General features: G+C 54.5%; 18 protein-coding genes and 1 pseudogene. 12 read left to right on the top strand and 7 right to left on the bottom strand.

Annotated elements, in window-relative coordinates:
• Nucleotides 1-114 precede the first annotated feature (114 nt).
• Nucleotides 115-1338, top strand: a complete 1224-nt coding sequence (locus HALO_RS16425; RefSeq protein ID WP_035577775.1) for a YbfB/YjiJ family MFS transporter — start codon at nt 115-117, stop codon at nt 1336-1338.
• Nucleotides 1339-1413: 75 nt separating this feature from the next.
• A complete protein-coding gene (locus HALO_RS16420) occupies nt 1414-2877 on the top strand; it encodes a sodium-dependent transporter (protein WP_035577777.1) in 1464 nt (487 codons plus the stop codon).
• 4 nt (nt 2878-2881) lie between these two features.
• On the opposite strand, the pseudogene HALO_RS23775 reads toward HALO_RS16420, so the two are convergent.
• The 3 genes and pseudogenes from HALO_RS23775 to HALO_RS16405 form a co-directional block, all read right to left on the bottom strand.
• Nucleotides 2882-3991, bottom strand: a pseudogene (locus HALO_RS23775) (LBF_2804 family protein).
• 30 nt (nt 3992-4021) lie between these two features.
• Nucleotides 4022-5335: a Y-family DNA polymerase gene (locus HALO_RS16410; protein WP_035577781.1), complete on the bottom strand. Its 1314-nt coding sequence runs from the start codon at nt 5333-5335 to the stop codon at nt 4022-4024.
• A gap of 31 nt (nt 5336-5366) precedes the next feature.
• A complete protein-coding gene (locus HALO_RS16405) occupies nt 5367-5810 on the bottom strand; it encodes a LexA family protein (RefSeq protein WP_035577783.1) in 444 nt (147 codons plus the stop codon).
• A gap of 313 nt (nt 5811-6123) precedes the next feature.
• Here HALO_RS16405 and glyA point away from each other — a divergent pair, with 313 nt between their 5' ends.
• The 4 genes from glyA to HALO_RS16385 all read left to right on the top strand — a co-directional run bounded on the left by glyA (nt 6124) and on the right by HALO_RS16385 (nt 12122).
• Nucleotides 6124-7389, top strand: coding sequence for a serine hydroxymethyltransferase (gene glyA / locus HALO_RS16400; protein WP_050713700.1), 1266 nt, complete (start codon nt 6124-6126; stop codon nt 7387-7389).
• Nucleotides 7390-7520: 131 nt separating this feature from the next.
• Complete coding sequence (locus HALO_RS16395; RefSeq protein ID WP_035577787.1) at nt 7521-9275, top strand: type I secretion system permease/ATPase; 1755 nt, start codon at nt 7521-7523, stop codon at nt 9273-9275.
• A 1-nt stretch (nt 9276) separates the two neighbouring features.
• Nucleotides 9277-10653 carry an HlyD family type I secretion periplasmic adaptor subunit gene (locus tag HALO_RS16390; RefSeq protein WP_035577789.1) on the top strand — a complete coding sequence of 459 codons (1377 nt, stop codon included), beginning with the start codon at nt 9277-9279 and terminating at the stop codon, nt 10651-10653.
• A complete protein-coding gene (locus HALO_RS16385; protein WP_231896733.1) occupies nt 10653-12122 on the top strand; it encodes a TolC family outer membrane protein in 1470 nt (489 codons plus the stop codon). The genes HALO_RS16390 and HALO_RS16385 overlap by 1 nt, the downstream gene beginning before the upstream one ends.
• Here HALO_RS16385 and HALO_RS16380 read toward each other — a convergent pair whose 3' ends face one another.
• Entirely contained in the window at nt 12123-12713 is a 591-nt protein-coding gene (locus HALO_RS16380; RefSeq protein WP_035577793.1) for a FlgO family outer membrane protein, read from the bottom strand.
• 4 nt (nt 12714-12717) lie between these two features.
• Complete coding sequence (locus HALO_RS16375) at nt 12718-13383, bottom strand: hypothetical protein (protein ID WP_442906069.1); 666 nt, start codon at nt 13381-13383, stop codon at nt 12718-12720.
• A 229-nt stretch (nt 13384-13612) separates the two neighbouring features.
• Between HALO_RS16375 and HALO_RS16370 the strand changes: the two genes are divergently transcribed.
• From HALO_RS16370 to HALO_RS16360, 3 genes are all read left to right on the top strand, one after another.
• Nucleotides 13613-14632, top strand: a complete 1020-nt coding sequence (locus HALO_RS16370) for an OmpA family protein (protein ID WP_035577796.1) — start codon at nt 13613-13615, stop codon at nt 14630-14632.
• 565 nt (nt 14633-15197) lie between these two features.
• On the top strand, nt 15198-16160 hold the full coding sequence (locus HALO_RS16365) for an HAD-IIB family hydrolase (protein ID WP_035577799.1): 963 nt from the start codon (nt 15198-15200) through the stop codon (nt 16158-16160).
• 18 nt (nt 16161-16178) lie between these two features.
• On the top strand, nt 16179-17399 hold the full coding sequence (locus HALO_RS16360; RefSeq protein WP_035577802.1) for a glycosyl transferase: 1221 nt from the start codon (nt 16179-16181) through the stop codon (nt 17397-17399).
• 149 nt (nt 17400-17548) lie between these two features.
• Here HALO_RS16360 and HALO_RS16355 read toward each other — a convergent pair whose 3' ends face one another.
• Nucleotides 17549-19168, bottom strand: a complete 1620-nt coding sequence (locus HALO_RS16355; protein WP_035577805.1) for a methyl-accepting chemotaxis protein — start codon at nt 19166-19168, stop codon at nt 17549-17551.
• A gap of 149 nt (nt 19169-19317) precedes the next feature.
• The gene (locus HALO_RS16350; RefSeq protein ID WP_035577808.1) at nt 19318-20934 is read right to left on the bottom strand and encodes a methyl-accepting chemotaxis protein; all 1617 of its coding nucleotides are present in this window, start codon (nt 20932-20934) and stop codon (nt 19318-19320) included.
• 229 nt (nt 20935-21163) lie between these two features.
• Here HALO_RS16350 and HALO_RS16345 point away from each other — a divergent pair, with 229 nt between their 5' ends.
• Genes HALO_RS16345 through HALO_RS16335 form a run of 3 tightly spaced genes read left to right on the top strand, consistent with a single transcriptional unit; the run spans nt 21164 to nt 22967 of the window.
• A complete protein-coding gene (locus HALO_RS16345) occupies nt 21164-22030 on the top strand; it encodes an MBL fold metallo-hydrolase (RefSeq protein WP_035577809.1) in 867 nt (288 codons plus the stop codon).
• Nucleotides 22031-22059: 29 nt separating this feature from the next.
• Nucleotides 22060-22527, top strand: coding sequence for a YeeE/YedE family protein (locus HALO_RS16340; RefSeq protein ID WP_035577811.1), 468 nt, complete (start codon nt 22060-22062; stop codon nt 22525-22527).
• 35 nt (nt 22528-22562) lie between these two features.
• Nucleotides 22563-22967 (top strand): DUF6691 family protein, encoded by a 405-nt coding sequence (locus HALO_RS16335; RefSeq protein ID WP_027959643.1) that lies wholly within the window; start codon nt 22563-22565, stop codon nt 22965-22967.
• Nucleotides 22968-23040 lie beyond the last annotated feature (73 nt).

Below are 23040 nucleotides of genomic sequence, written 5' to 3'. Positions count from 1 at the left end.
CTTAGGTGGTCATGACCCGCTGCCCGAAAGGCCTTACTATGACGATAAAATACGCACGCTAATTAATATAACGCTCGCTAAGTCGTCGTTAAAGAGCCGTTCAGGAGCCGCCCCATGACCGTTGCAACGCTAGGTGCCCAGCGCTTCAAAGTGCTGCTGGCGGGCGTTTTTAGCCAAATATTATGTGTTGGCATCGCGCGCTTTGCCTATACCCCATTGCTACCGGTCATGCAGCAGCAGACCTGGATGGGCGATGCCGATGGCGGCTGGCTGGCCGCACTTAACTACGCGGGCTATATGCTGGGGGCAGTGCTGGCCGCCTCTATTCACACTGTTTATATTAAAGACACGCTATTTCGCTGTGGGTTAATCCTGGCGGTAATCACGACTGCGGGTATGGCGCTTACCGATCACTTCTGGGTTTGGGCAGGGTTACGCTTTCTGGCCGGTCTTTCAAGCAGCGCTTCCATGCTATTAGCGTCAGGGCTGATTCTTCACTGGTTAATCCAACATCGCCAACGTGGCGAGCTGGGTATTCATTTTGCCGGTGTGGGCTTAGGCATGATTGTTGCGGCGGTCGCGGTGGAAATGATGCTGCAGCTGTCGTTTAGCTGGCAGACCCAGTGGTGGGGCTTTAGCTTGCTGGGTGCCGCGCTGCTCGTGCCTGCCTGGCGGTGGCTGCCGCGCCCGGCAAAACCGCTAGTGGGAGCGAACGCAGCCAGTAGTAAGCCAGTTATGCCGCCCACCCGCACCTTTATGCGCTGGATGCTGGCCGCTTACTTCTGTGCCGGTTACGGCTATGTGATCAGCGCTACTTTCTTAGTCGCCATCGTGGAGCGTGAACCGTTGCTGGCGGGCATGGGCAACTGGACGTTCGCCTTGGCCGGTTTGGCCGCCGCACCTGCGGTCATGCTATGGGATTTAGTTGCTCGTCGGGTGGGCTACCTAGGGGCGCTGATTATCGCCATGGCGATTCAAGTGGTGGGCATAGTGCTGCCGGCTATTACCGCCAATGCCGCGGTGGTGCTGTTAAGCGCTGTGCTCTACGGTGGCACCTTTCTTGGCTGCGTCAGTCTGGTGCTGACCATGGCAGGCAGGCTCTATCCTTCAAGCCCTGCGCGGTTAATGGGGCAGATGACGCTGGCATACGGTGCCGCTCAAATATGCGCCCCGGCGTTAACCGGTATGTTGGCGGAAGCCTCTGGCCATTATGGCGTTGGGCTTTGGCTTGCGGGCGGCTTTGTGACCCTCGGCGCGGTGCTGCTGGCCTGCTTGCGTAAGGTAGACCAAACTGCCCAGCGTTTGGATGCCGCTGCCAAAGCTAGCGTCTACACCTAGGAACTGGGGTCCAGTGGGCATTGCCCACGAAATCCTCTAGGATAGGCGCCTTTTTCAGACAGGATAACTGGGCAAATGACCTCTTCTAGGCAACCTCGCACTCAGTGGCTAGGCCGCTGGGGCTTTATGTTGGCAGCCACCGGTTCCGCGGTGGGGCTGGGCAATATTTGGAAATTCCCCTACATGACCGGGGAGTTCGGCGGCGGCGCCTTCGTATTGGTTTATCTAGCGTGCATCTTTGCTGTCGGTGTGCCGGTAATGATGGCAGAAATCGCCTTTGGACGGCGTGGCCGCGGCAGTCCGGTGGACGCCATTCGCCGTGTGGTCAACGAGTCTGGCCGATCGTCGGCGTGGTCGCTGGTTGGCTGGATGGCCATGCTGTGCGGCTTTATGATTCTGTCGTTTTACGTGGTGGTAGCGGGATGGTCGTTCTCGTACCTATGGAAGATGCTGACTGGTGGCCTCGCGGGCACCAGCGTGGATGAGATGGCCGCCGTGTTTGGGGCCAATAACGCCAACCCGCTGAACCTCGGTTTCTGGAGCACTCTCGTTACGCTGGTTACTATGCTGATTGTGGGCAAGGGCGTGCAAAAGGGTATCGAGAAAAGCGTTAGTTGGATGATGCCGGGGCTGGTGATCATGCTGGTCGTGCTGATCGGTTTTGGCATTTTCTCAGGTGGTTTTGGCGCAGCGGTGAACTTCCTGTTTTCGTTCAATGCGGGAAGCCTCTCTAGCGAGGGCATGCTAGCAGCGCTGGGCCATGCATTTTTTACTCTCTCGCTGGCCTCCGGGGCGATTCTGACCTACGGCAGCTACTTACCCAAAGACGCCTCAATTGGCCGCACCACGGTCAGTGTGGCAGTAGCGGATACCGTCGTTGCCTTGATGGCGGGGCTGGCGATCTTCCCGGTGATTTTTGCTAACGGTATGAACCCCGGCGAAGGCCCTGGGCTAATTTTTATGAGCCTGCCGCTGGCTTTCCAGGCGATGCCGCTGGGCACCCTGTTTGGCATTCTCTTCTTCCTGATGCTCTCTATGGCAGCGCTGACCTCTTCGATCTCTATGGTCGAAGCCACGGTTTCCTGGCTGTGCGACAACAAAGGTATCTCGCGTCCGGCAGCCGCCTGGGGCACCGGTATTGTGCTGTGGTTGATTAGCACACTGGCGATGCTGTCGTTTAACCTGGGCGCGGACTGGACACTGGGCGGTAAGCATTTCTTTGATTGGCTGGATTATTTAACCTCACGCTGGATGATGCCGCTGGGTGGCTTGGGCACGGTGGTGTTGGCTGGGTTTGTGCTGAAAAGTAGCACTTTCCGTGACGAGCTAGGGCTTGCCCCCTTGCCTTATGCGCTATGGCTGACCATGGTGCGCTACGTTAGCCCGTTGGGGATTGTGGTGATTTTCGTCGACGCGCTGGGGATCTATCAGGTTTCATTTGCCGCTCACTGGCCCTGGCTGCTGGTGATTCTAGTCGTCATGGCAGCGATTGGCGAAACCCTCAGCCCACGGCTGCGTCACGCGCTGAGGGCAGCGTAATACGTTACGGCACCTGTCCCGATAACAAACGCTGCTGCTGAGCTTTTACCTCATCGCTGCACAGCGGCGTTTGGCAGGTCGCAAACACCTCTGTTAAAAATCGCTTGCGTGAACCTCGATAGGTGCCGCTAAGTAGCGTCACCTGGGTCAGCGTATTCAGCAATGTTTTACGTGACTCGCCCGTCAGTTGCGCATAGCCCTGTAGAGCAGTTGGCCAATCAATGTCAATCGCCGGAGGTTTTTCAGGCAGGCTATTCAGCAGGCGAGCCAACAGCAGCACCAAGTTGGGATGAGGGTGCTGGTTGCGCATAATAAGCTCGCCGACCCCCTGGGCTACCAGACGGCGGGTGTGTGCGTCGCTGTCCGTCAGTGTTTCCATCAAGTGCTTAACCAGGGCGGGGCCTCGCGCCTGCAGATAAGCTTCTTGAATAATCCGTGCCGCAATCCAGGCGTTCCACACGGCGTATAGCGGGCCGGTTAATACGGGTAGAAAGCCGCGCAGCGTCAGTCGTCCCAATAACCGACGCAGCAGTAAACGCAGTAGAAAGCTGCTTAAGCTGATTTTTAAGCGATAAAGTAGCGCTCAAAGTGTTAGCTTCCAGCCATGCAGGTAGGCGTGGGGGTCTACGCCATAAATAAGACTACCAGGGCTGGGGTACTCCAATGCCGACCGGGAAACGCCGTGAACGGTCAGCTGAATATCGGGTTCCAACGCGTCTGTTTGACCGTAACGTAAGCCCGCCAAACGGGTAATATTCGCCACACCGCGCAGCGCATTCCAGTATAAAAAGCCGATTTCCAGCGCGGTAACACAGCCTGCAACGGCCAGATAGCCGGCCCAGTAGGGAAGTTGCTCTCTAAGGCTCATGGCTTCCCAGGGGCTAGTGGCAAACTCACGCATCCACCATTCGGCGCTGCCAATCAGCGTGCCGGAAATCAAACCAGCGAGCGCTGCCCAGGCGATGATCCAGCGCCGTGCGCGCTTCAGGGCCTGCGGGTCAGGGGAATCAAGTGCCGGGTGGCGGCGTAAATAGCCCTGTACATAGCGACTAGCCCAGCGCTGCGCTAGGCCAGGGGCTGGGGCGTACTCTTTATCTGGCCGAGAGAGGGTCATAAAAACAGCGTTTCCTACGCAATTGACGCCTTAGGGTAGCGGTTCTGTTCGCGAAGTACACGCTTGGGTAGCGCCGGGGTGAGTGCCCACTTTCATCAGCTCATCCCAGCGCGTGGTATAGCGGTCTGAGCGATGGGCGCAGCGTAACTGCCAGGCGGCAGGTGCGTTCGTCATGCCAAAGCTGATCGTGCCTTGCCCCATGCGCTGGTTAATCTGATCCACCGTTGCCATCAAAAACGGATGACGATTCCGTGTGGGCGGATGTAGCAACGAAAGTTGATGCTGCTCAGCGTCCACCAAATCCAGCAGCATCACGCCAGCCTTCATAAACCGGTAGCGAGGACGATAAATCTGCTCAAGCCCTTGGCGAACGGCGTCAAGGATCACTCGGGTGTCGTCGCTAGGTGAGGGCAGGGGGATTAGCGCCTGCGGGAAATACTGCAACTGGTCGCGGCGGTGGCGGTTGGTATGCAGAAACACCATTACCGCACGGGCCAGACTCTGCTGTTCGCGCAGTTTTTCAGCGCTGCGCTGGGCGTGGCGGCGCAGGGCATTATGTACTTCTGCAAAAACGCCGGTGGGTTGGCCGAAGGAGCGCGAGGTCATAATGCGTTGGCGCGGTTGCTCCAGCGCGTTCATCTCCATACAAGGCGTGCCGCGCAGCTCGAGCGCGGTACGTGCCAGTACCACCGAGAAGCCCTTGCGCAGCTGCTTTTCGTCGCTTTCACGCAAGTCCCAAGCAGTAGTCACGCCGCCAATCGCTAAACGCTCGGCAAGCCGATGGCCGACGCCCCATACGCTGCCTACCGCCGTACGTTTGAGCAATGCCTCAGTGGTGTGATCCTGCCCATTGAGCAAGCAAACGCCTTGGTAGCGAGGGTCTTGCTTGGCAAGATGATTGGCCAGTTTGGCGAGCGTATGAGTGGGTGCCAGCCCCACACACACCGGCAGACCCAAGTGGCGGCGAATAAGCTGGCGCAGGCGTTGCCCTAGCGCCGCACATTGTGCTGTGGTGAAACCTTCCAAGTAGACGAACATCTCATCGATTGAATAGGGCGCGACCGCAGGGCAGGCATCGCGTAGCAGTTGGGCCAGCCGTGCCGACATATCGCCGTAGAGCTCGTAGTTAGATGACAGCAGGTGAATATCGCCGCGCTGACGCAGTCCTTCAAGCTTGAAAGCTGGCGTTCCCATAGGGATATCCAGCGCTTTCAACTCCGTTGAGCGGGCGATTACACAGCCGTCGTTGTTTGACATCACGCCGACAGGTCTACCTTCCAGCTTGGGCTGAAAAACCCGCTCGCAGCTGACATAAAAGTTGTTGGCATCGACTAATCCGATCATCGCCACCCCTCAGTCAACGTCAGTAGCTTGTTCAACGTAAGTACTCATGCACCACCGCGCGTACCACGCCCCATAGCTGGCAGTCGCTGCCTTCAAGAAGCAGCGGCGGGTAGTTTGGGTGGCTCGAACATAGATGGGGTGAGCCCCGATAAAGCGCGTAGCGTTTAATTAATGCCTCGCCCTCCAGCATAGCGATCAAAATATGTCCTAGGCGCGGTTCAATACTGCGATCAACAATCAGCAGATCGCCCTCAAAAATCCCCCAACCTTCCATGCTGTCGCCGGTGGCAGTGACATAAAAGGTCGCGGTGGGGTTTTTAACCAGCCTTGTATTGAGATCCAGCGTGCATGGCTCGTAATCCTGCGCAGGCGAAGGAAAACCGCTGAAGCCAGCGCGGCCCAAAAAGGTTAAGTAAGGCAGTGGCTGGGAAGTTAACGGCAAGGCGGAGATAAAGTGAGCTGACTGGCCCGGCATCGTCGGCATCCTGATTTTAAAATATTGTATAAATATACAGTATTTTTTAGGGCGAAGGAAAATGCAAATGATCGGGGGATGAAACTGCTTTGCTCTGCTCAATGACATCCGCAGGGACGCACGCGGTGACATTGAAGGATTGCGAGATAAGGCAGCCTAGTTATCCATTTGGTCAGCATTTAGTGAACAGAACAACATGAAGCACGTTCATGTACGACCTGACGCGGATGCGATGAAAGTCGCGTCAGGCTGCGTTATGATAGCGTCCTCGCTTCTTCCATGATGACCCTTTCTCGTTACGAGGTTCCCGCCGATGTTCAGCCGCGATATGACAATTGCCGGATTTGATGATGTGCTGTTTGATGCCATGCAGAAAGAAGTGGCACGCCAGGAAGCCCACATCGAACTGATCGCTTCCGAAAACTATGCTAGCCCCCGCGTACTCGAAGCCCAGGGCAGCCAACTGACTAATAAGTACGCCGAAGGCTACCCCGGAAAGCGCTACTACGGCGGCTGCGAGTTCGTCGATATTGCTGAAAACCTGGCCATTGATTACGCCAAAAAGCTGTTCGGCGCTACCTATGTTAACGTTCAGCCGCACTCCGGGTCACAGGCTAACAGCGCGGTATTCCAGGCGCTGGTCAAGCCCGGCGATACCATTTTGGGTATGAGTCTGGACGCGGGCGGCCACCTGACCCACGGAGCCAAGCCCAACTTTTCGGGTAAGCACTATAACGCCATTCAGTACGGTTTGAACGATCAAGAACTGATCGATTACGACCAGGTGGCTCAGCTTGCTCGTGAACATAAGCCCAAAATGATCATCGCTGGTTTTTCTGCCTACTCGCAAATTATTGATTGGGMCAAGTTCCGTGAAATCGCCGATGAAGTGGGCGCTTACTTACTTGTTGATATGGCCCATGTATCTGGTTTGGTCGCGGCGGGCGTCTACCCCAGTCCCTTGCCCTATGCCCACGTGGTTACCTCCACCACCCACAAAACCCTACGCGGCCCCCGCAGCGGTGTGATTCTCTCGGCAGAAAACGACGCTGAGATTGAGAAAAAGCTGCAATCAGCGGTTTTCCCCGGTGGTCAGGGCGGCCCGTTGATGCATGTTATCGCGGCTAAAGCTATCTGCTTCAAAGAAGCCATGGCGCCGGAGTTTAAAACCTACCAGCAGCAGGTGGTTAAAAACGCCAAGGCTATGGCTAAGGTGTTTATCGATCGCGGTTACGACATTGTTTCCGGCGGCACCGAAGACCACCTCTTCCTGCTCTCGCTGATCAAACAGGGCGTAACCGGTAAGGATGCCGATGCTGCACTGGGGCGTGCCCACATCACCGTCAACAAGAATGCCGTGCCTAATGACCCGCAAAGCCCGTTTGTCACCTCCGGCCTGCGCATTGGCACGCCGGCAGTGACCACGCGCGGCTTCAGTGAGCAGGAGTGTACCGAGCTAGCTGGCTGGATCTGTGACATTCTCGATGTACTGGCCAAAGGCGAAGACACCAGCGCCATCGAAGCCCAGGTGTTAGATAAAGTAGCCGAAGTTTGCGCGCGGCTGCCGGTTTATGAGTAACGAAACTAGTACTTAAATACCAAAAATACCCTTTATCACTAACGCCTCTACACTCTGTAGAGGCGTTTCTGTTAATGTGTGTAACATATTGTTACGTGCTTAGCGTCTTATTGATTTAAGGGAGGCTCGCCATGGCAAAACAACAAGAAAAAACCGATTTGCAGCGTGCATTAAAAGATTGTAAAGGTTCATTTTTTTCGGTGGGTTTTTTCAGTATGTTTGTTAACTTACTGATGCTTGTGCCGCCAATGTACATGCTGCAAGTGTATGACCGTGTGCTCACCACCCAAAGTCTAGACACGTTATTAATGCTTACCCTTGTCGTCGTGTTCTTTTTTATGATCATGGGAGGGTTAGAGCTGGTGCGCTCACGCATATTGGTGCGCGTTGGCAATCGGTTAGACACCAGTATTAACGAGCGGCTTTATAGCGCGATGTTCCGCCGTAGCTTGGTGGTTCAGGGCAGTCAAAGCGCACAACCTCTCAGTGACTTGACCAGCTTGCGCCAGTTTCTAACCGGGAATGGCCTGTTTGCTTTTTTTGATGCCCCTTGGGTGCCTGTTTATCTCGGCGTACTCTTTCTATTTCACCCTTGGCTTGGGGTATTTGCTACCTGTGCTGGGTTGATTTTGCTAACACTAGCGATTGCCAACGAGAAGTCGACCAAAAGGCTATTGGCAGAAGCCAATAGCGAACATATTCAGGCGCAAAATCTTGCCAACTCTAATCTGCGCAATGCCGAGGTGCTGCATGCCATGGGCATGTTGCCGGGCATTATGGGGCGCTGGTCGAAGCGTCACCATGAGTTTTTGTCCAAGCAGTCCCAGGCGAGTGATCGCGCTGGAGCGCTAACCAATACCTCCAAAGTTATGCGCCTGTTCTTTCAATCTTTAATTTTAGGCTTGGGTGCGCTACTGGTGCTAAGGGGGGAAATGACCCCCGGCATGATGATTGCCGGTTCTATCTTGATGGGCCGTGCGCTTGCGCCGATCGACCAAATGATCGGTGGCTGGAAAGGTTTTGTAGGCGCGCGCGGTGCCTATGAGCGGTTAAATGAACTGATGACTCAAATACCGGATGAGCAGCGTAAGATGTCGCTGCCTGCACCAAGAGGTGAAGTTGCACTTGAAGGGGTCGCCGCTGCACCGCCTGGTACGCGTATGGCAACCATCCGCGGCATTGAGTTTCGAGTCGCTAAGGGGGAACACGTTGGCATTATCGGCCCTAGTGCCGCGGGTAAGTCGACGCTAGCGCGAGTGCTATTGGGTATATGGCCAACCCAAGTGGGTGACGTACGTCTAGATGGCGGGGTGATCACTCAATACAACCGAGATGAAATTGGTCCCTATATTGGCTACTTACCTCAAGACATTGAGCTGTTTGACGGCACCATTAGTGAAAATATTGCTCGTTTTGGCAATCTCGACCCCAAAAAGGTGGTTGATGCGGCGAAAAAAGCCGACGTGCATAAAATGATTTTGGAATTACCCAACGGTTACGACACGGTGATTTCTTCCACGAGTGGTGGTCTCTCGGGAGGCCAGCGCCAGCGGGTTGGGTTAGCGCGCGCTCTGTATGACAACCCGGTATTGGTGGTGCTAGACGAGCCCAATGCAAACTTAGATGATGCTGGCGAACGGGCATTGGCGATGGCTATCGCCCAGCTTAAAGCCGAGGGAGCGACGCTTTTTGTTATAAGCCATCGCACCAGTGTTTTGAAAAGTATGGACAAACTCCTTGTGATGAAAGAGGGGCAAATAAGCATGTTTGGGCCACGTGACCAAATTATCGCTCAGTTTGCTAAAAAACCGCGCGGGCAAGTAAGCCAGCAAGGGACAGCGCGCCTCTCAGCCATCTCGGGTGGCCGTGGCACTGAGGAGAAATAGCATGAGCGACGAGAAACGTAACCCTCCCACCTCCGAGATCGATATCACCCCCAATCGCCCTTTGACAATTGACGGCGAGGCCTGCGAATCACTACCCATCAGTGATAAAGGCTACCGTAAGCTGGGCTTTGCGATTCTCATCTTTGCCTTGGGCGGCTTTGTTCTATGGGCCGCCACCGCTTCCCTAGCGATTGCGGTTGTTGCGCCGGGCAGTGTCTCGATCGAGTCATTCAAGCGCACCGTGCAGCACTTGGAAGGCGGTATTGTTGAGCAGTTGCTGGTCGAAGATGGTGACCAAGTTGCGGTAGGAGACACCTTAATAGTGTTGAGTGATACTCAAGCCAGCTCTCAACTAGCCATTGCCCGTTCCCAATATTTGATTAATCGAGCCATGGAAGCCCGCCTGCTCGCCGAGCAGCAAGGGGCGGAGGCCATGGTAATACCTGACGATCTTCAAGACACTGATAACATGCGTGTTCAGCAAGTGGTTGCTGTACAGCAGAGTCTATTTACCGCACGTCGCCAGTCGCTTAAAAGCACTTTAGAAGCATTGGATGAGCAGATTGTGCAAATGCGTGAACAGATTGTCGGCTTGGAGCAGCGGATTAGCGTTAACACCAGCCGTAACAGCTCATTAAATACCGAGGCAGGTGCCTTTCGTTCCCTTTATCGGGAGGGCTTAGGAGATAGCCAGCGCTTGCGTGAATTAGAGCGGCAGGTGCTTCAGTACGAAGGCGATAACGCCGAGTTTCGCGCTAATATCGCCCAGTTGCGATCACAAATAAGCGAAAATCGTATGCAGCGCGAGATTCAGCAGCAAGAGTTTCAGAAAGAGGTTGGCGAGCAGTTGCGCGAAGCGCAAGCACAAATTGCTGAGGCAGAAGAGCGCATTATTTCACTGAGTGATCAGGTAGAGCGAGCCATCGTTACGGCTCCTGTCTCGGGGATTGTGGTGGGCCGCCAAATTCATACCGTCGGTGCTGTTATCCGTGCGGGCGATACCATTATGGATATCGTGCCCTCTAATGACGGTTTTGTAGTAGAAGCCCGCATCCCAACGCGCGATATCGACAATATTCATATTGGTCAGTTTGCTGAAATTCGCTTTAGCGCTTTCAATCAACGGCTAACCGATGTGATTGATGGTGAGGTCATTCACGTGAGTGCGGACAGCTTTGAAGATGAAGCTACAGGGCAACATTATTACCGTACCCGAATACGTGTAACAGAACAGGGTTACACGCAAATGAATGAACAGATGCAACTGCTTTCAGGTATGCCCGCAGAAGTGATGCTTCGTACCGGTGAGAGAACATTCGCAAGCTATATTGCCAAACCAATTACCGACATGCTGGCGCGGGCCCTGCGGGAGGACTAATGCCAAAAATATCTCTCGATACAATAACGGTAAGCGCCATGCAGTGGAGGTCGCTACGCCTAGCGGCTATTGTGATTGCGTTGAGTATTTTATCTCCGTCGATTTATGCGCAACAGGAATTACGAGCGGGCAATGCCCCCGCAGCAGAGCTGGCGGCGCTTGAATCACATTCCACATTTCCTGTGGCCCTGCCATCCTTGCCAGAACTATTTGCCCGTGCACTTGAAAATGATGCCGACCTTTTGCGTCAACGTTACGAATTAGAGGCCACGCGTGAAGAAATTCCTATGGCGCGTTCACAGTTGATGCCCCAAGTCAGCGCTACCGGTTCGTACTTATGGCAAGACTCGACCAATATTCAAACTTCGCCCGATGACTTTGGTCTCGATCAACGTGCTCAGCGGCCTGGGGAAATTGATGAAACCTTGTGGCAGCTACAATTGCAGCAGCCCCTATTTAGCTTAGAACGCTGGCGGGGTGTTGGCGTTGCCAATGCCCAGGTCAGCGCCGCTGTCTTACAGCTAGCGGTAGTCGAGCGCGATCTAGCGCTCCAGGTCAGTGAAGCCTATGTGCAAGCTTATCTAGCCTCCCTGCGTCTCGGCTTACTAGAAACGCAGCAGACTTCACTAGATTTGCAAGTTCGCCAAGCTCAGCGAGCATTTGATCTTGGTATTGGTGACCGGATAAATTTACTGGAAGCGCAGTCACGCTTAGATCAAGCAATATCAGACGCCGTTCAAGCAGAAAATGAACTGGATAATGCTCTCAGCACTCTAGAGCGTTTAACCGGCACGCTGCCCGAGTTCCATGGCCTAGCCGTTGGCGAGCTAACTGACATTACATTGCAAAGTGAATGGGGAGAGCAGGAGGACTGGGTAATGCAAGCCGGGCGGAACCTGAATGTTTTGTTGGCGGGTCAAGAGCTGCGCATTGCAGAAGAAAATGCTAATGTTCGTCGGGCGGGCTATTACCCAGAGATTAATTTAAATTTGAGCTATTCAGATCGACAAAGCGATGACCAGCTACGTGAAAGCGAGGACTACCGCGCCAGTATTGAAGTGAGCATGCCCATCTATCGTGGCGGCTATACGACCGCAAGCGTTAGGCAGGGGGAAAATCGCATCGACGCTAATAAAGCTGCGTTTGATAATCAGCGTAATCTTGCGATGCAGGAAGTGCGTCAACGGTTACGCTCACTCAAAGGGCATGTGCGTCGAATTGAAGCCGTCAAGCAGGCTATTGCTTCAAGCCAATTGTTTCTAAACGCCGCCGAGCGCGGAGAGCAGTTTGGCCTACGCGATTTAGTAGATGTGCTTGATGCCCGCGCTAGCCTCTATGATCAACGCATTCAATATGTTGACGTCATTGGTGAATACGCACTAGATAGCTTAGCGCTACAGTCAGCGGTAGGTGAGCTAGAGAGTAATGATCTAGTGGCAACCATGTCGTTACTCTCTTCTATACAATAATCACCAACCCCCCTGGCCCTCTAACAAACTGCGGGTGTTGTTATTGAGCGGTAAGCGGAAATCGGCGCTGCCGAGCACCATGGCATCCCCTGCCCGCACCACCCGAGCACTCACATAGACGTAGTCTTGGCCTTGCGCGTAGGTGCCCATCAATATTGATCGGGCGTTGTGTTGGGCGGTTAAGCGCTGAACTTGCCGTGAAAGAATTAGCTCGCCCACGCTCTCTTCAATAAACATGCTGTCGCGCATTTTAACTTCGCGCACCTGCATGCCCTGGCGGGATAGCGCTGAGGCCATAATTTCTGAGCTCATACGCCCCAGCGTGGAGGATTGGCTTAAATTATCGATGCTGACAAAGGTAGCGGCAATCATGGGACTATAGCGCGTTAGCTCTGGATTGCTGGCAACCATCTGCTCGGCAGCAGTATGAACCAATTCCGAAAGATCGGGTTCCGGTTCGGCGGGCATGTTGTTAGCATTGCCCAGCGCACCGCAGCCAGCCATTAACAGTAGCGTCATGCCAATGGTCACCGCTCGGGTGGTATGGCTAATAGAGCGAGTGCGCCGTGTAGCGAAAAGTGTCATCAGCATGAAATTACCACGTATCAGTAAGCGGAACGGAAGGGGTGGTAGGTGCCTGGGGCACGCGGTTTGGCGCATATTGACGACGATCACCGGCATTAATGTAGTAAATGTTGGACGAAGAGTAGAGAATTCGCTCGCCGTCGATAATCTGCGTGGTCACGATGATCTCTTCGTTGCCCGTATTCGTCCAGCTACCGCTGGTGGTATCGGCGAGCATACCCGCGGGGATTAACCCCAGTGCAGGTTCGGCCCACTGGTTATACGGAATGGTGGCTACAGCGATGCCCGCGGTGAGGGCGGTAAAAGCACCGACGGGGGGGCGTATAAAGCCGCGATCGCGGTGTTCGACGACCTCGACATTAAACGTGATGTTGGCGCTGTTCGCAGTGGGAACGGKGGTGAGGTTGGCACCTCTGGACACCAGTTCGCTGGTCAGTAGGGCGCGAAAGCCGCGGCCAAATTCGCCGCCGCTATAAGCATGCAGTGCTTCACTGTCGGGTTCGCTGATGTGTAAATCGCGATTGCGAACACGCTCACGCTTCAAAATGCTGGTAGCTTCGTGGCGGGCCAGTACATCCCAGTGATGGGCGGCCTGCATACGCTGCTGTTCGCTATAGGGATAAGTGGTGGCAATCGGCGCTTGGGAGGTATTGGCATAAAAGCAGCCGCTGAGCATTAAGCTTGCCAGCCCCAAACTGACAGGGCGTATAAAATAGGGCAATGGAGATAATCTGGGACGGGTGCGCACCTGCGGGTTCCTTTTTTGCTACAAAACGGCTTTTGATAGACTGTTAGCCATGCGTAATATGGCATCTTAGTTTGCCATGCCTAATTCGACTCACCTAATTTGACTCACTTAGCTAGATCGGCCACGAGGTTAAAAACTTGAATGAGCGATGATAATAATGCTTGAAGATCACCGCAGCGGTCCGCGCCATGATTCGCTAATGTCGGCTTACCATGAAAGCGATAGCGGTAGCGGATGGATGATTAGTTACCTCGATATTATGACGCTGCTGGTAGCGCTATTTGTGGTCATTATCGCTGCCGCTGGGCCGGTAATTCCTCAGTGGAACCAGGAGGATACTCAGAAAGATAGCGCGAGCGAATACGCCTACACATCAGTACCCGCTTTGGAAGTCCCCCTGCCCGAGTCGTTGGCCCAGGTAAGCGATGAGCGTGCCAGCGTTGCTCGGTGGCACGGGGCAGGGTTAAGCCCTGTGGCCGTTAGTGCGGCACTCGGCGTGGCTGGGCTGCCCAAGTTAACGGATTTCCCGCGGCGTAGAACAAGCTTCGGTGTTCCGCCGCTTTTGGCAGCGCCACCGCCCCTCGCCGAACCTGCGATCACTCTGCCAAAGCTGCTGATGCCCGCGGGCAGCGATGATTTTACATCGCCCTTAGCTGACTACATGGTGGTGTTGACTGATCGCCCTCCGGTGAATGTGCAAGCAGTGAGTGATGAGTCGGTCTCGGGGGCACTTGCGCTAAACCAGGCGCTTTCAGAACGCGTAGAAGAGTCTACCTACCTGCCCGACCTTGAGGGGGTTGAAGTCTCCCGGGTGGCCGAGGGGATTAGTCTTCGCGTGCAGGACCAACTGCTGTTTCCTTCAGCAACGGCTGAGCTAACCACTGACGGATCGTCACTAGTGGGCAGTTTATTGGAAACTATTCAGCGCTATGAAGGCGAAGTATGGGTTGAGGGGCACTCGGATAGCCAGACCATTAGCACTGATGAGTTCTCGTCTAACTGGGCATTGTCTAGCGCTCGAGCCATTGCCATTGTGGAAGCACTTGAAGCCGCCGGAGTAGATGCTGAGCGGCTACGCGCCGTAGGCCTGGCGGCCACAAAACCATTGGAAAGCAATGCCACAGCGGAAGGGCGTGCGCGTAACCGGCGGGTTGAGGTGGTTATTCACGTCGAGTAACGGTTAATGTAGACGCTATTCGAAGGGAGGGCGTCATAACACTAGAAGCCCAGTGGTCTGGAGCTAAATCGACCTCCAGCCGACGCACCCCTCTATGACAGTGGCCCATAAAAAAAGCCCGCCGGGGGAAGGGCGGGCATTAAAGGGCTTGGCTCACTGCAGCCCACTGGTATCAGGTGAGGGGTGTACAAGACCACCAGTGGGTACAATTTCAGTATAGCTATTTATGCGTCGTTGCCAAGCACTGTGACACTTTTTTATAACTTTATTTTCATCTTAGTTAGTTCTAATGCGCCTTTTTTGATAGGAAACAGCACTAAAGCGCACCGATCTGTTTCATGCACTTTTTTGGTGCGCTTTGTTTGCCTCTTTTTGGTGCTAACAGATATTCCGATTTATTTATTCCGTAAGACGTTCTGTAACCCTCTGCTGAGTCGGAACTTCTCTGTTTTGGCTTATAAATTGCTATGTTCTTGATAGCCAATTAATAGCTGGTCATCGCTCACATCAGGTGTTCTAGACATAATGCCTAAATAATGCGTTAAGGCCGAAAAGAGGTAGTGCCATGCCTGAATCCGCTCGTCTCTCCGCATCAACGCCTTCGGCAGCGTCAATCTCTTCGATTGATCCCGCTCTGCAGCCTCGGCTAGTAGTGACCGATCTCGATGGGTCGCTGCTCGACCATCACAGTTATGACTTCAGCCCTGCGGCCCCCTGGCTTGCCCGTTTAAAGCAGATGGGGGTGCCGGTCATTCCGGTGACCAGTAAAACCCGCGCCGAACTGATTCCCCTGCGCGAAGCCCTAGGCCTTACAGCAACGCCGTTTATTGCTGAAAATGGAGCAGTGATTGGTTTGCCGCCAGGCTGGTGCCATGCGCGCTTAGACCGTCCAGGAAGTGGCCGCGATGGCGTTGTTATCAAGCATCCTGGTGTGGATGTTGGCTTTATTCGTGCCCGATTGAAGGTATGGCGCGAACGTCTGGATATTCGTTTCACTCGCATGGGGGAGTTGAGTGTACCTGAGGTGATGGAGCTTACTGGGCTTGACGCAGTTCGCGCCCGCGATGCAAGACAGCGGGAAGGCAGTGAGCCGCTGCTGTGGCAGGACTCCGAAGCAGCTTTGGAGGCATTTCGCGCCGCTTTAGAAGGGGATGGGCTACAGCTGACTCAAGGCGGGCGCTTTTGGCATGTCATGGGGCTCTCCGCCGATAAGGGTAATGCCGTCGAGTGGCTGGTTAAGCGCTTTACGGCGTTAAGAGGTCGAACGCCTCTTTCACTAGGGTTAGGAGACGGGCCGAACGATATCACTATGCTCGAAGCAGTCGATCAAGCCGTCGTGATCCGAGGTTGCCACGATTTAGCTGTAGAGCCCCGCAACGCTTCGCTCTATCGCACCGAGGCAACAGGGCCGACCGGCTGGGCCGAGGGGGTGGACTACTGGTGGGGGCGAGACGACCGCCGTTTAGCGACGGCGGAGAAAGATGCGGCTGTGTTCTTGGAATCTTGTTCTTTGAGTACAGTTCTTTGAATTCAGGGAGGTAAGTGCATGAGTGACTTTCATCAAAACGGAATTATTACCGACTTTCACAATCTTACCCGGCGCTCGGTAGAAGCGCTTGAACAAGAGCTGTGCCAGTTTGCTCGACGACGCCCCATGGGGCTGATTCTGCCGTCGCTGTTTTCGGAGCTGGAAGGGCCTGCACTGTCGGCGATTGTCGATGAGTTGGTTAAAGTCCCGTATCTCAATGAAATTGTCATCGGCCTGGACCGCGCCGATCGGGAGCAGTTTTTGTACGCTCGCGATTTCTTCTCTCGCCTTCCCCTGCATACGCGCATTTTATGGAACGATGGCCCACGGCTGCGCGCCCTGGACGCAGAGTTGGAAGAGCACGGGCTAGGCTCGCTGGAGCCCGGCAAGGGGCGCAACGTATGGTACTGCGCCGGTTATATGTTGTCGTCTGGGCGTTCGAAGGTAGTGGGGTTGCACGACTGCGATATTCTGACCTACGAGCGGGGGCTACTGGCACGCTTAATGTATCCGGTTGCCCACCCCAATTTTAACTACAGTTTCTGCAAAGGCTATTACCCGCGCATTGCCGAGGGCAAACTGAACGGTCGCGTCTCTCGACTGTTAGTCACGCCGTTACTGCGGGCGCTGAAAACCGTCTGTGGGCCAATGCCTTATCTCGATTACCTGGATAGCTTTCGTTATCCGTTGTCGGGAGAGTTTGCGATGCGTAGCGAAGTGCTTGAAGGAATCCGTATGCCAGCGGACTGGGGGTTGGAGATTGGCGTATTGTCGGAGTTGCAGCGTAATTACTCTCTGCGCCAGCTTTGCCAGGTCGATATTGCCGATGCCTACGACCACAAGCATCAACCGGTTAGCGAAGAGGACCCCAACGGCGGCTTAAACCGCATGAGCCTGGATATCTCAAAAGCGCTCTACCGTAAACTAGCCACCCAGGGCATTACCTTTAGCAGCGAAGATTTCCGCACCCTTAAAGCCACCTATTACCGCTTTGCGCTGGATTTGATTGAAGCCTACGATCACGATGCCACCATGAACGGGCTGAGCCTTGACCGCCACAGTGAAGAGCAGGCAGTAGAGCTGTTTGCCAGCAACCTACTCGAAGCCGGCAATCTGTTTATGGATAACCCGCGAGAGCGCCCCTTTATTCCTAGTTGGAACCGGGTGCAGGCCGCAGTGCCGGATCTGCTCACGCGGATGCACGAGGCGGTAGAACTGGATAACCAGGGTAAGGTTTAACGGCCCAGGTGTTTAAGTCATCATTTCTTAAAAACCGTTCATCCATTAAAAAGGCCAGCTACCTTAAGGTAGCTGGCCTTGTACTTAGAGCAGTCTTTTAGCGTTCGGTTTTTTAGCCCATGATTTTCAATACTTAGCTTTCGCTAGTGCTAAAAATCACTGTGTTGATGAGCCGCCCGCTTGGCAGAAGAGGCGGCGGGTAAGCTTGCCTGTGCATGCCCCGCGCTCTTCTGGTTAATGCGGAAGTGTGCGACCAGTTGGCGCAGCTGATCGCTGAGCTGTGCAAGCGCCTGGGTGGCGTGGTTGCTCTCTTGTACCAGGCTGGAATTTTGCTGGGTCATTTGATCCATTTGGGTTACCGCCTGGTTGACCTGCTCAATACCGCTGCTCTGCTCAATGGTGGCCGCAGAAATCTCCTGAACCAGTGTGCTGAGCTGCTTGATGTCATCGACCATGCTATTGATCACATCGCCGGTATCACGCACTTGACGGCTGCCTTCCATCACTTTGCTATCCGACGCTTCGATCAAGGTTTTGATCTCTTGGGCGGCAGCCGCCGAACGGCTGGCGAGTTGGCGAACCTCATTGGCGACAACAGCAAAGCCGCGCCCTTGTTCACCGGCGCGTGCAGCTTCCACCGAGGCGTTAAGCGCTAAAATATTGGTTTGAAAGGCAATGCCATCAATGGTGTTAACGATACTGCTCATCTGGGTGGCGCTTTCGTTAATCGTCGCCATGGTGGTAATCACCGTGGACATAGAGTCACTGCCGCGCTGGGCGCTGTCCGCAGTGCGGGTAGCAAGCGTACGCGCATGATCGGCGTGTTCGGCATTTTGCTTAACCGTGGCGGTGAGCTGCTCCATGCTGGAGGCTGTTTCGGCCAATGAAGCAGCCTGCTCTTCGGTACGCGTGGATAGTTCTTCGTTTACCCCGACGATCTGCTCTACGCCGCTGTTGACCTGATTGGCGCCGTGGTGAATATCGCCAATGGTATTGGCCAGGGTTTCGCGCATGCGGTTGATATCGAACAGTAAGCTCTGCTGATCCTTCGGCGAAAGCTGGGTGGTTTGGGTCAAGTCACCGTCAGCAATATGGCGTACTACGCTGGCTGCATAACGTGGGTCGCCCCCCAACCTGCGCGCGACATCACGAATAACCCAGCCCATCAGCAGCGTTACCGGAAGGCCAATGATCAGCAGTATGATGACCGAACGAATCAAACCGGCAATAAAGGCTTCATTAATATCGTCGACATAAACGCCCGCCGCGAGTGACCACTGCCACTCCGGAAGGTAGGCAACATAACTGATTTTCGGTACCTGCTCATCGCCAGTGATACGGCGGGAATAGTAGTCAACGTGCCCGCCACCGGCCTGAGCTGCCTCTCGAAAAGCGGCGTAGAGATCCATCCCGCTGGCATCCTGGTAGGCGCTCATATCTTCACCGCGGGGACGGTTGGGGTGGGAAACAATTCTCAGGTCGTCATCAAAGGAGAAAATATACTCACCGCCGCCAAAGCTGACGCTGGACATATTATCGATGGCGCGCTGCTGAGCTTCTTCAAGGCTAAGCTCACCGGCGGCTACCCGTTCTTGCAGGGCTTCAAGCTGGCCATGCACGCTTTCCACTACGTATTGGATGCTGTCGCGGCGTTCGTTCTCAATCGTCTGGCGATTCTCCAGAGCCAACCAGCCTACTAGCAGCAGCATGGCAACCCAGATAATGCCCAGTGTTCCCCAGAGTTTCTGTGTCGTCGTTAAGCGTGTCATGTTTATCCTAGCCGATGTAAGTAAGCAACGTAGTTTTCTATCGGCTTAGGGCGCTAATACCTTAGCGAAATTTAAAGCAAATGCTGCCGCGGCAATTTCGCTTGCCGCGGCAGCATAGCTCTATAGCGTTTCGCTAGTGATAACAGGCACTAAAAATCACTATGCTGATGGGTTGCCCGAGGTGCCGGAGAGGAGGCGGGCAAGTTAGCCTGAACATGGTCCGCGTTCTGGTTAATGCGGAAGTGGGCGACCAGTTGGCGCAGCTGGGCACTGAGCTGTGCAAGCGCTTGGGTGGCGTGGTTACTCTCTTGCACCAGGCTGGCATTTTGCTGGGTCATTTGATCCATTTGCGTTACTGCTAGGTTGACCTGCTCAATGCCGCTGCTCTGCTCCGTGGTGGCGGCAGAAATTTCCTGAACGATTGTGCTGAGCTGTTTGATGTCATCAACCATGCCATTGATCACATCGCCGGTGTCACGCACTTGGCGGCTGCCTTCCACCACTTTGCTATCCGACGCTTCGATCAAGGTTTTGATCTCTTGCGCAGCGGAGGCCGAACGGCTGGCTAGTTGGCGAACTTCATTGGCAACGACGGCAAAGCCGCGCCCTTGCTCGCCTGCGCGTGCCGCTTCCACCGAGGCGTTCAGTGCCAAGATATTGGTTTGGAAGGCGATGCCGTCAATGGTGTTAACGATGCTGCTCATTTGGGTGGCGCTTTCGTTAATCGTCGCCATAGTGGTGATCACCGTCGACATAGAGTCACTGCCGCGCTGTGCGCTGTCGGCCGCTCGGGTGGCAAGCGTACGCGCATGATCCGTGTGTTCGGCATTTTGCTTAACCGTGGCGGTAAGCTGTTCCATGCTAGAGGCCGTTTCAGCCAACGAAGCCGCCTGCTGTTCGGTACGTGTGGAAAGCTCTTCGTTAACGCCCACAATTTGCTCTACACCACTATTCACCTGATCTGCCCCTTGGTGAATGTCGCCAATGGTTGCGGCCAGGGTTTCACGCATACGATTGATATTAAAAAGTAAGCTCTGCTGATCCTTCGCCGAAAGCTGCGTGGTTTGGGTCAAATCTCCGTCAGCAATATGGCGTACAACGCTGGCTGCATAGCGTGGGTCGCCCCCCAGTCTGCGTGCGACATCACGAATAACCCAGCCCATTAGCAGCGTTACCGGTAGGCCAATGATCAGCAGTATCACGATCGAGCGAATCAAACCGTCAATAAAGGCAGCGTTAATATCATCGACATAAACGCCTGTCGCCAGTGACCAACCCCACTCGGGAAGGTGCGCGACGTAACTGGTTTTCGGCAGCTGCTCATCGCCACCCGCGCGGGTGGAGTAGTAGTTAACGTGACCACCGCCTGCTTGGGCAACTCGTAGTAATTCCGGATAGAGCGCCATGCCGCTGGCGTCTAGATAGTCGGTCATATCTGTGCCGGCTTCGCGGCTGGGGTGAGAAATGACGAGCAAGTCATCGTTGAAAGAGAAAATATACTCGCCAGCCCCAAAGCTAACGGTGGACATATTATCGATGGCCCGCTGTTGCGCTTCTTCCAGGCTTAGCTCACCGGCGGCGACCCGCTCTTGCAGGGCTTCAATTTGGCTTTGCACGCTTTCTACCACGTACTGAATGCTGTCGCGGCGTTCATTCTCGATTGTCTGGCGGTTCTCCCAGGCCAGCCAGCCAACCAGGAGCAGCATGGCAACCCAGATAATACCCAGCGTTCCCCAGAGTTTTTGTGTGGTTGTTAAGTGAGTCATGTTCTTCCTAGTTGTTGTAATGAGGTAAGGAACCCGTTCCCTATTCGTTCACTATCGGCCTAAACAGGACAGACCTTAGCGAAATATTTGGTGGAGGTGCTTTTTGCATCAACGCTATATTGCGGATAGTAGCACCTTTTTATTCTAAAATGATCTAAATATAGAACGAAAAATGAACTATGCTGTCCCTACAGTATGAGAAAGACATTTCCACCCATGGGAGGCAGCGATGCAACGCCCAATCGTTACGCACTTTTTTGATGAGCCCACGAACACTTTTAGCTATGTCGTTCAAGATCCCGATAGCCGTGCCTGCGCAATTATAGATTCGGTACTCGACTTTGATTATGCCGCTGGGCATACGGACGTGCGATCCGCTGACAACATCATCGCCTTTATTCGCGAACACGATCTCGATGTTGTCTGGATTTTGGAGACCCATGTGCATGCCGACCACCTCTCGGCTGCGCCATACCTGCATGAGCAGTTAGGCGGTAAAACCGGCATTGGCGCCAACATAGTGAAGGTGCAGGAGATATTCGGTAAGGCGTTCAATGCGGGCAGTGAGTTCGCTCGGGATGGCAGCCAATTTGATGCGCTGTTTGAAGAAGGCGATACGTTCACGATTGGCCAAATACAAGGCCGTGTGCTGCATACCCCAGGGCATACGCCTGCTTGTTTAACCTACGTAATGGGCGATGCCGCTTTTGTAGGCGATACGCTGTTTATGCCGGATTATGGTACCGCGCGGTGTGACTTTCCCGGTGGTGATGCGCGCACCTTGTATCACTCTATTCAAAAAGTGCTGGCGCTTCCCGAGCAGACGCGGCTGTTCTTATGCCACGACTATAAAGCCCCCGGCCGCGATACCTTTGAGCATGAAACCAGCGTTGCGGAACAGCGCAGTGAGAATGTCCATGTTCATGAAGGTGTCAGCGAAGACGAGTTCGTGAAGATGCGCACAGAGCGCGACGCCACCTTAGGCATGCCGAAGCTCATTATTCCCTCTGTGCAGGTCAATATGCGTGCGGGGGAGCTGCCTCCGGCGGAAGAGAACGGCACCGTCTATCTCAAAGTGCCGATTAATTTTTTCTAACGGTTTAAGTGCGAGTTGAGGAGTGACCAGTGGATTGGACAGCAGGCTTACAAGGGCTGGTTGGGGGTGTGTTGATCGGGCTTTCCGCTACCTGGCTGATGGCAACGCTGGGGCGTATCGCGGGTATCAGTGGCATCGTGGGCAACTTGATAACCCAACGCCCTAAGGGCGATAGCGCTTGGCGAGTGGCTTTTCTGTTAGGGCTGATTAGCGGCCCGCTTTTGCTTATGGCGTTTGGTGGTGGTTTGGGCAACGTTGCCGGTAGTCCTGGCGAGGTGATTGGCGCACCGGTGGGAGGCGTAGGGTTAATGCTAGTGGCTGGGCTGTTAGTGGGCGTAGGCACGGGGCTGGGCAGTGGCTGTACCAGCGGCCATGGCGTATGCGGGCTGGCGCGCTTGGCGCCACGCTCGATGGCGGCCACCGGTATGTTTTTAGTGACGGGGCTAGTGACCGTTTATATCTCGCGCCACTTGCTAGGTTTAGGTGGCGTTCAATGAATAGTTCAATGAGTCAGTCAAACAAGAGCAGTTGGATGAAAACGGCGGCAGGCTATGCGGCGGGACTACTTTTCGGCATCGGTTTGGCTGTTTCAGGTATGACCGACCCCGCGCGAGTAGTGGGGTTTCTAGACGTAGCGGGTGCCTGGGATCCAACGCTGATGTTCGTATTGGGTGGGGCCGTCGTCACCACCTTTATCGGCTATCGGCTGGTATTCAAGCGTACTGCTCCACTGTTGGGTGGCGTCTTTCAGTTACCGACCAAACGAGAGTTAGACGCAAAGTTGTTAGGGGGCGCGGCCCTGTTTGGCATTGGCTGGGGACTTTCCGGCTACTGCCCAGGGCCAGCGATAGCCTCCATCGGCGGTCTTTCCTTACCGCTATTGGCCATGCTGGTGACCATGGTGTTGGGGTGGTTTGCTGCTAAGCGTCTCGCCTAGCCATTCGTCCTTATTCGGCGATTGCCATGCCCACGCTCTTGCCTTCACAGCAAGGGCGTTTTTATTTGTCTTA

It is taken from the genome of Halomonas sp. R57-5 (assembly GCF_900070345.1).
Lineage (GTDB): Bacteria > Pseudomonadota > Gammaproteobacteria > Pseudomonadales > Halomonadaceae > Vreelandella > Vreelandella ventosae_B.
Note: the sequence above shows the minus strand (reverse complement) of the source record. Positions and strands in the feature narration are given on the sequence as shown.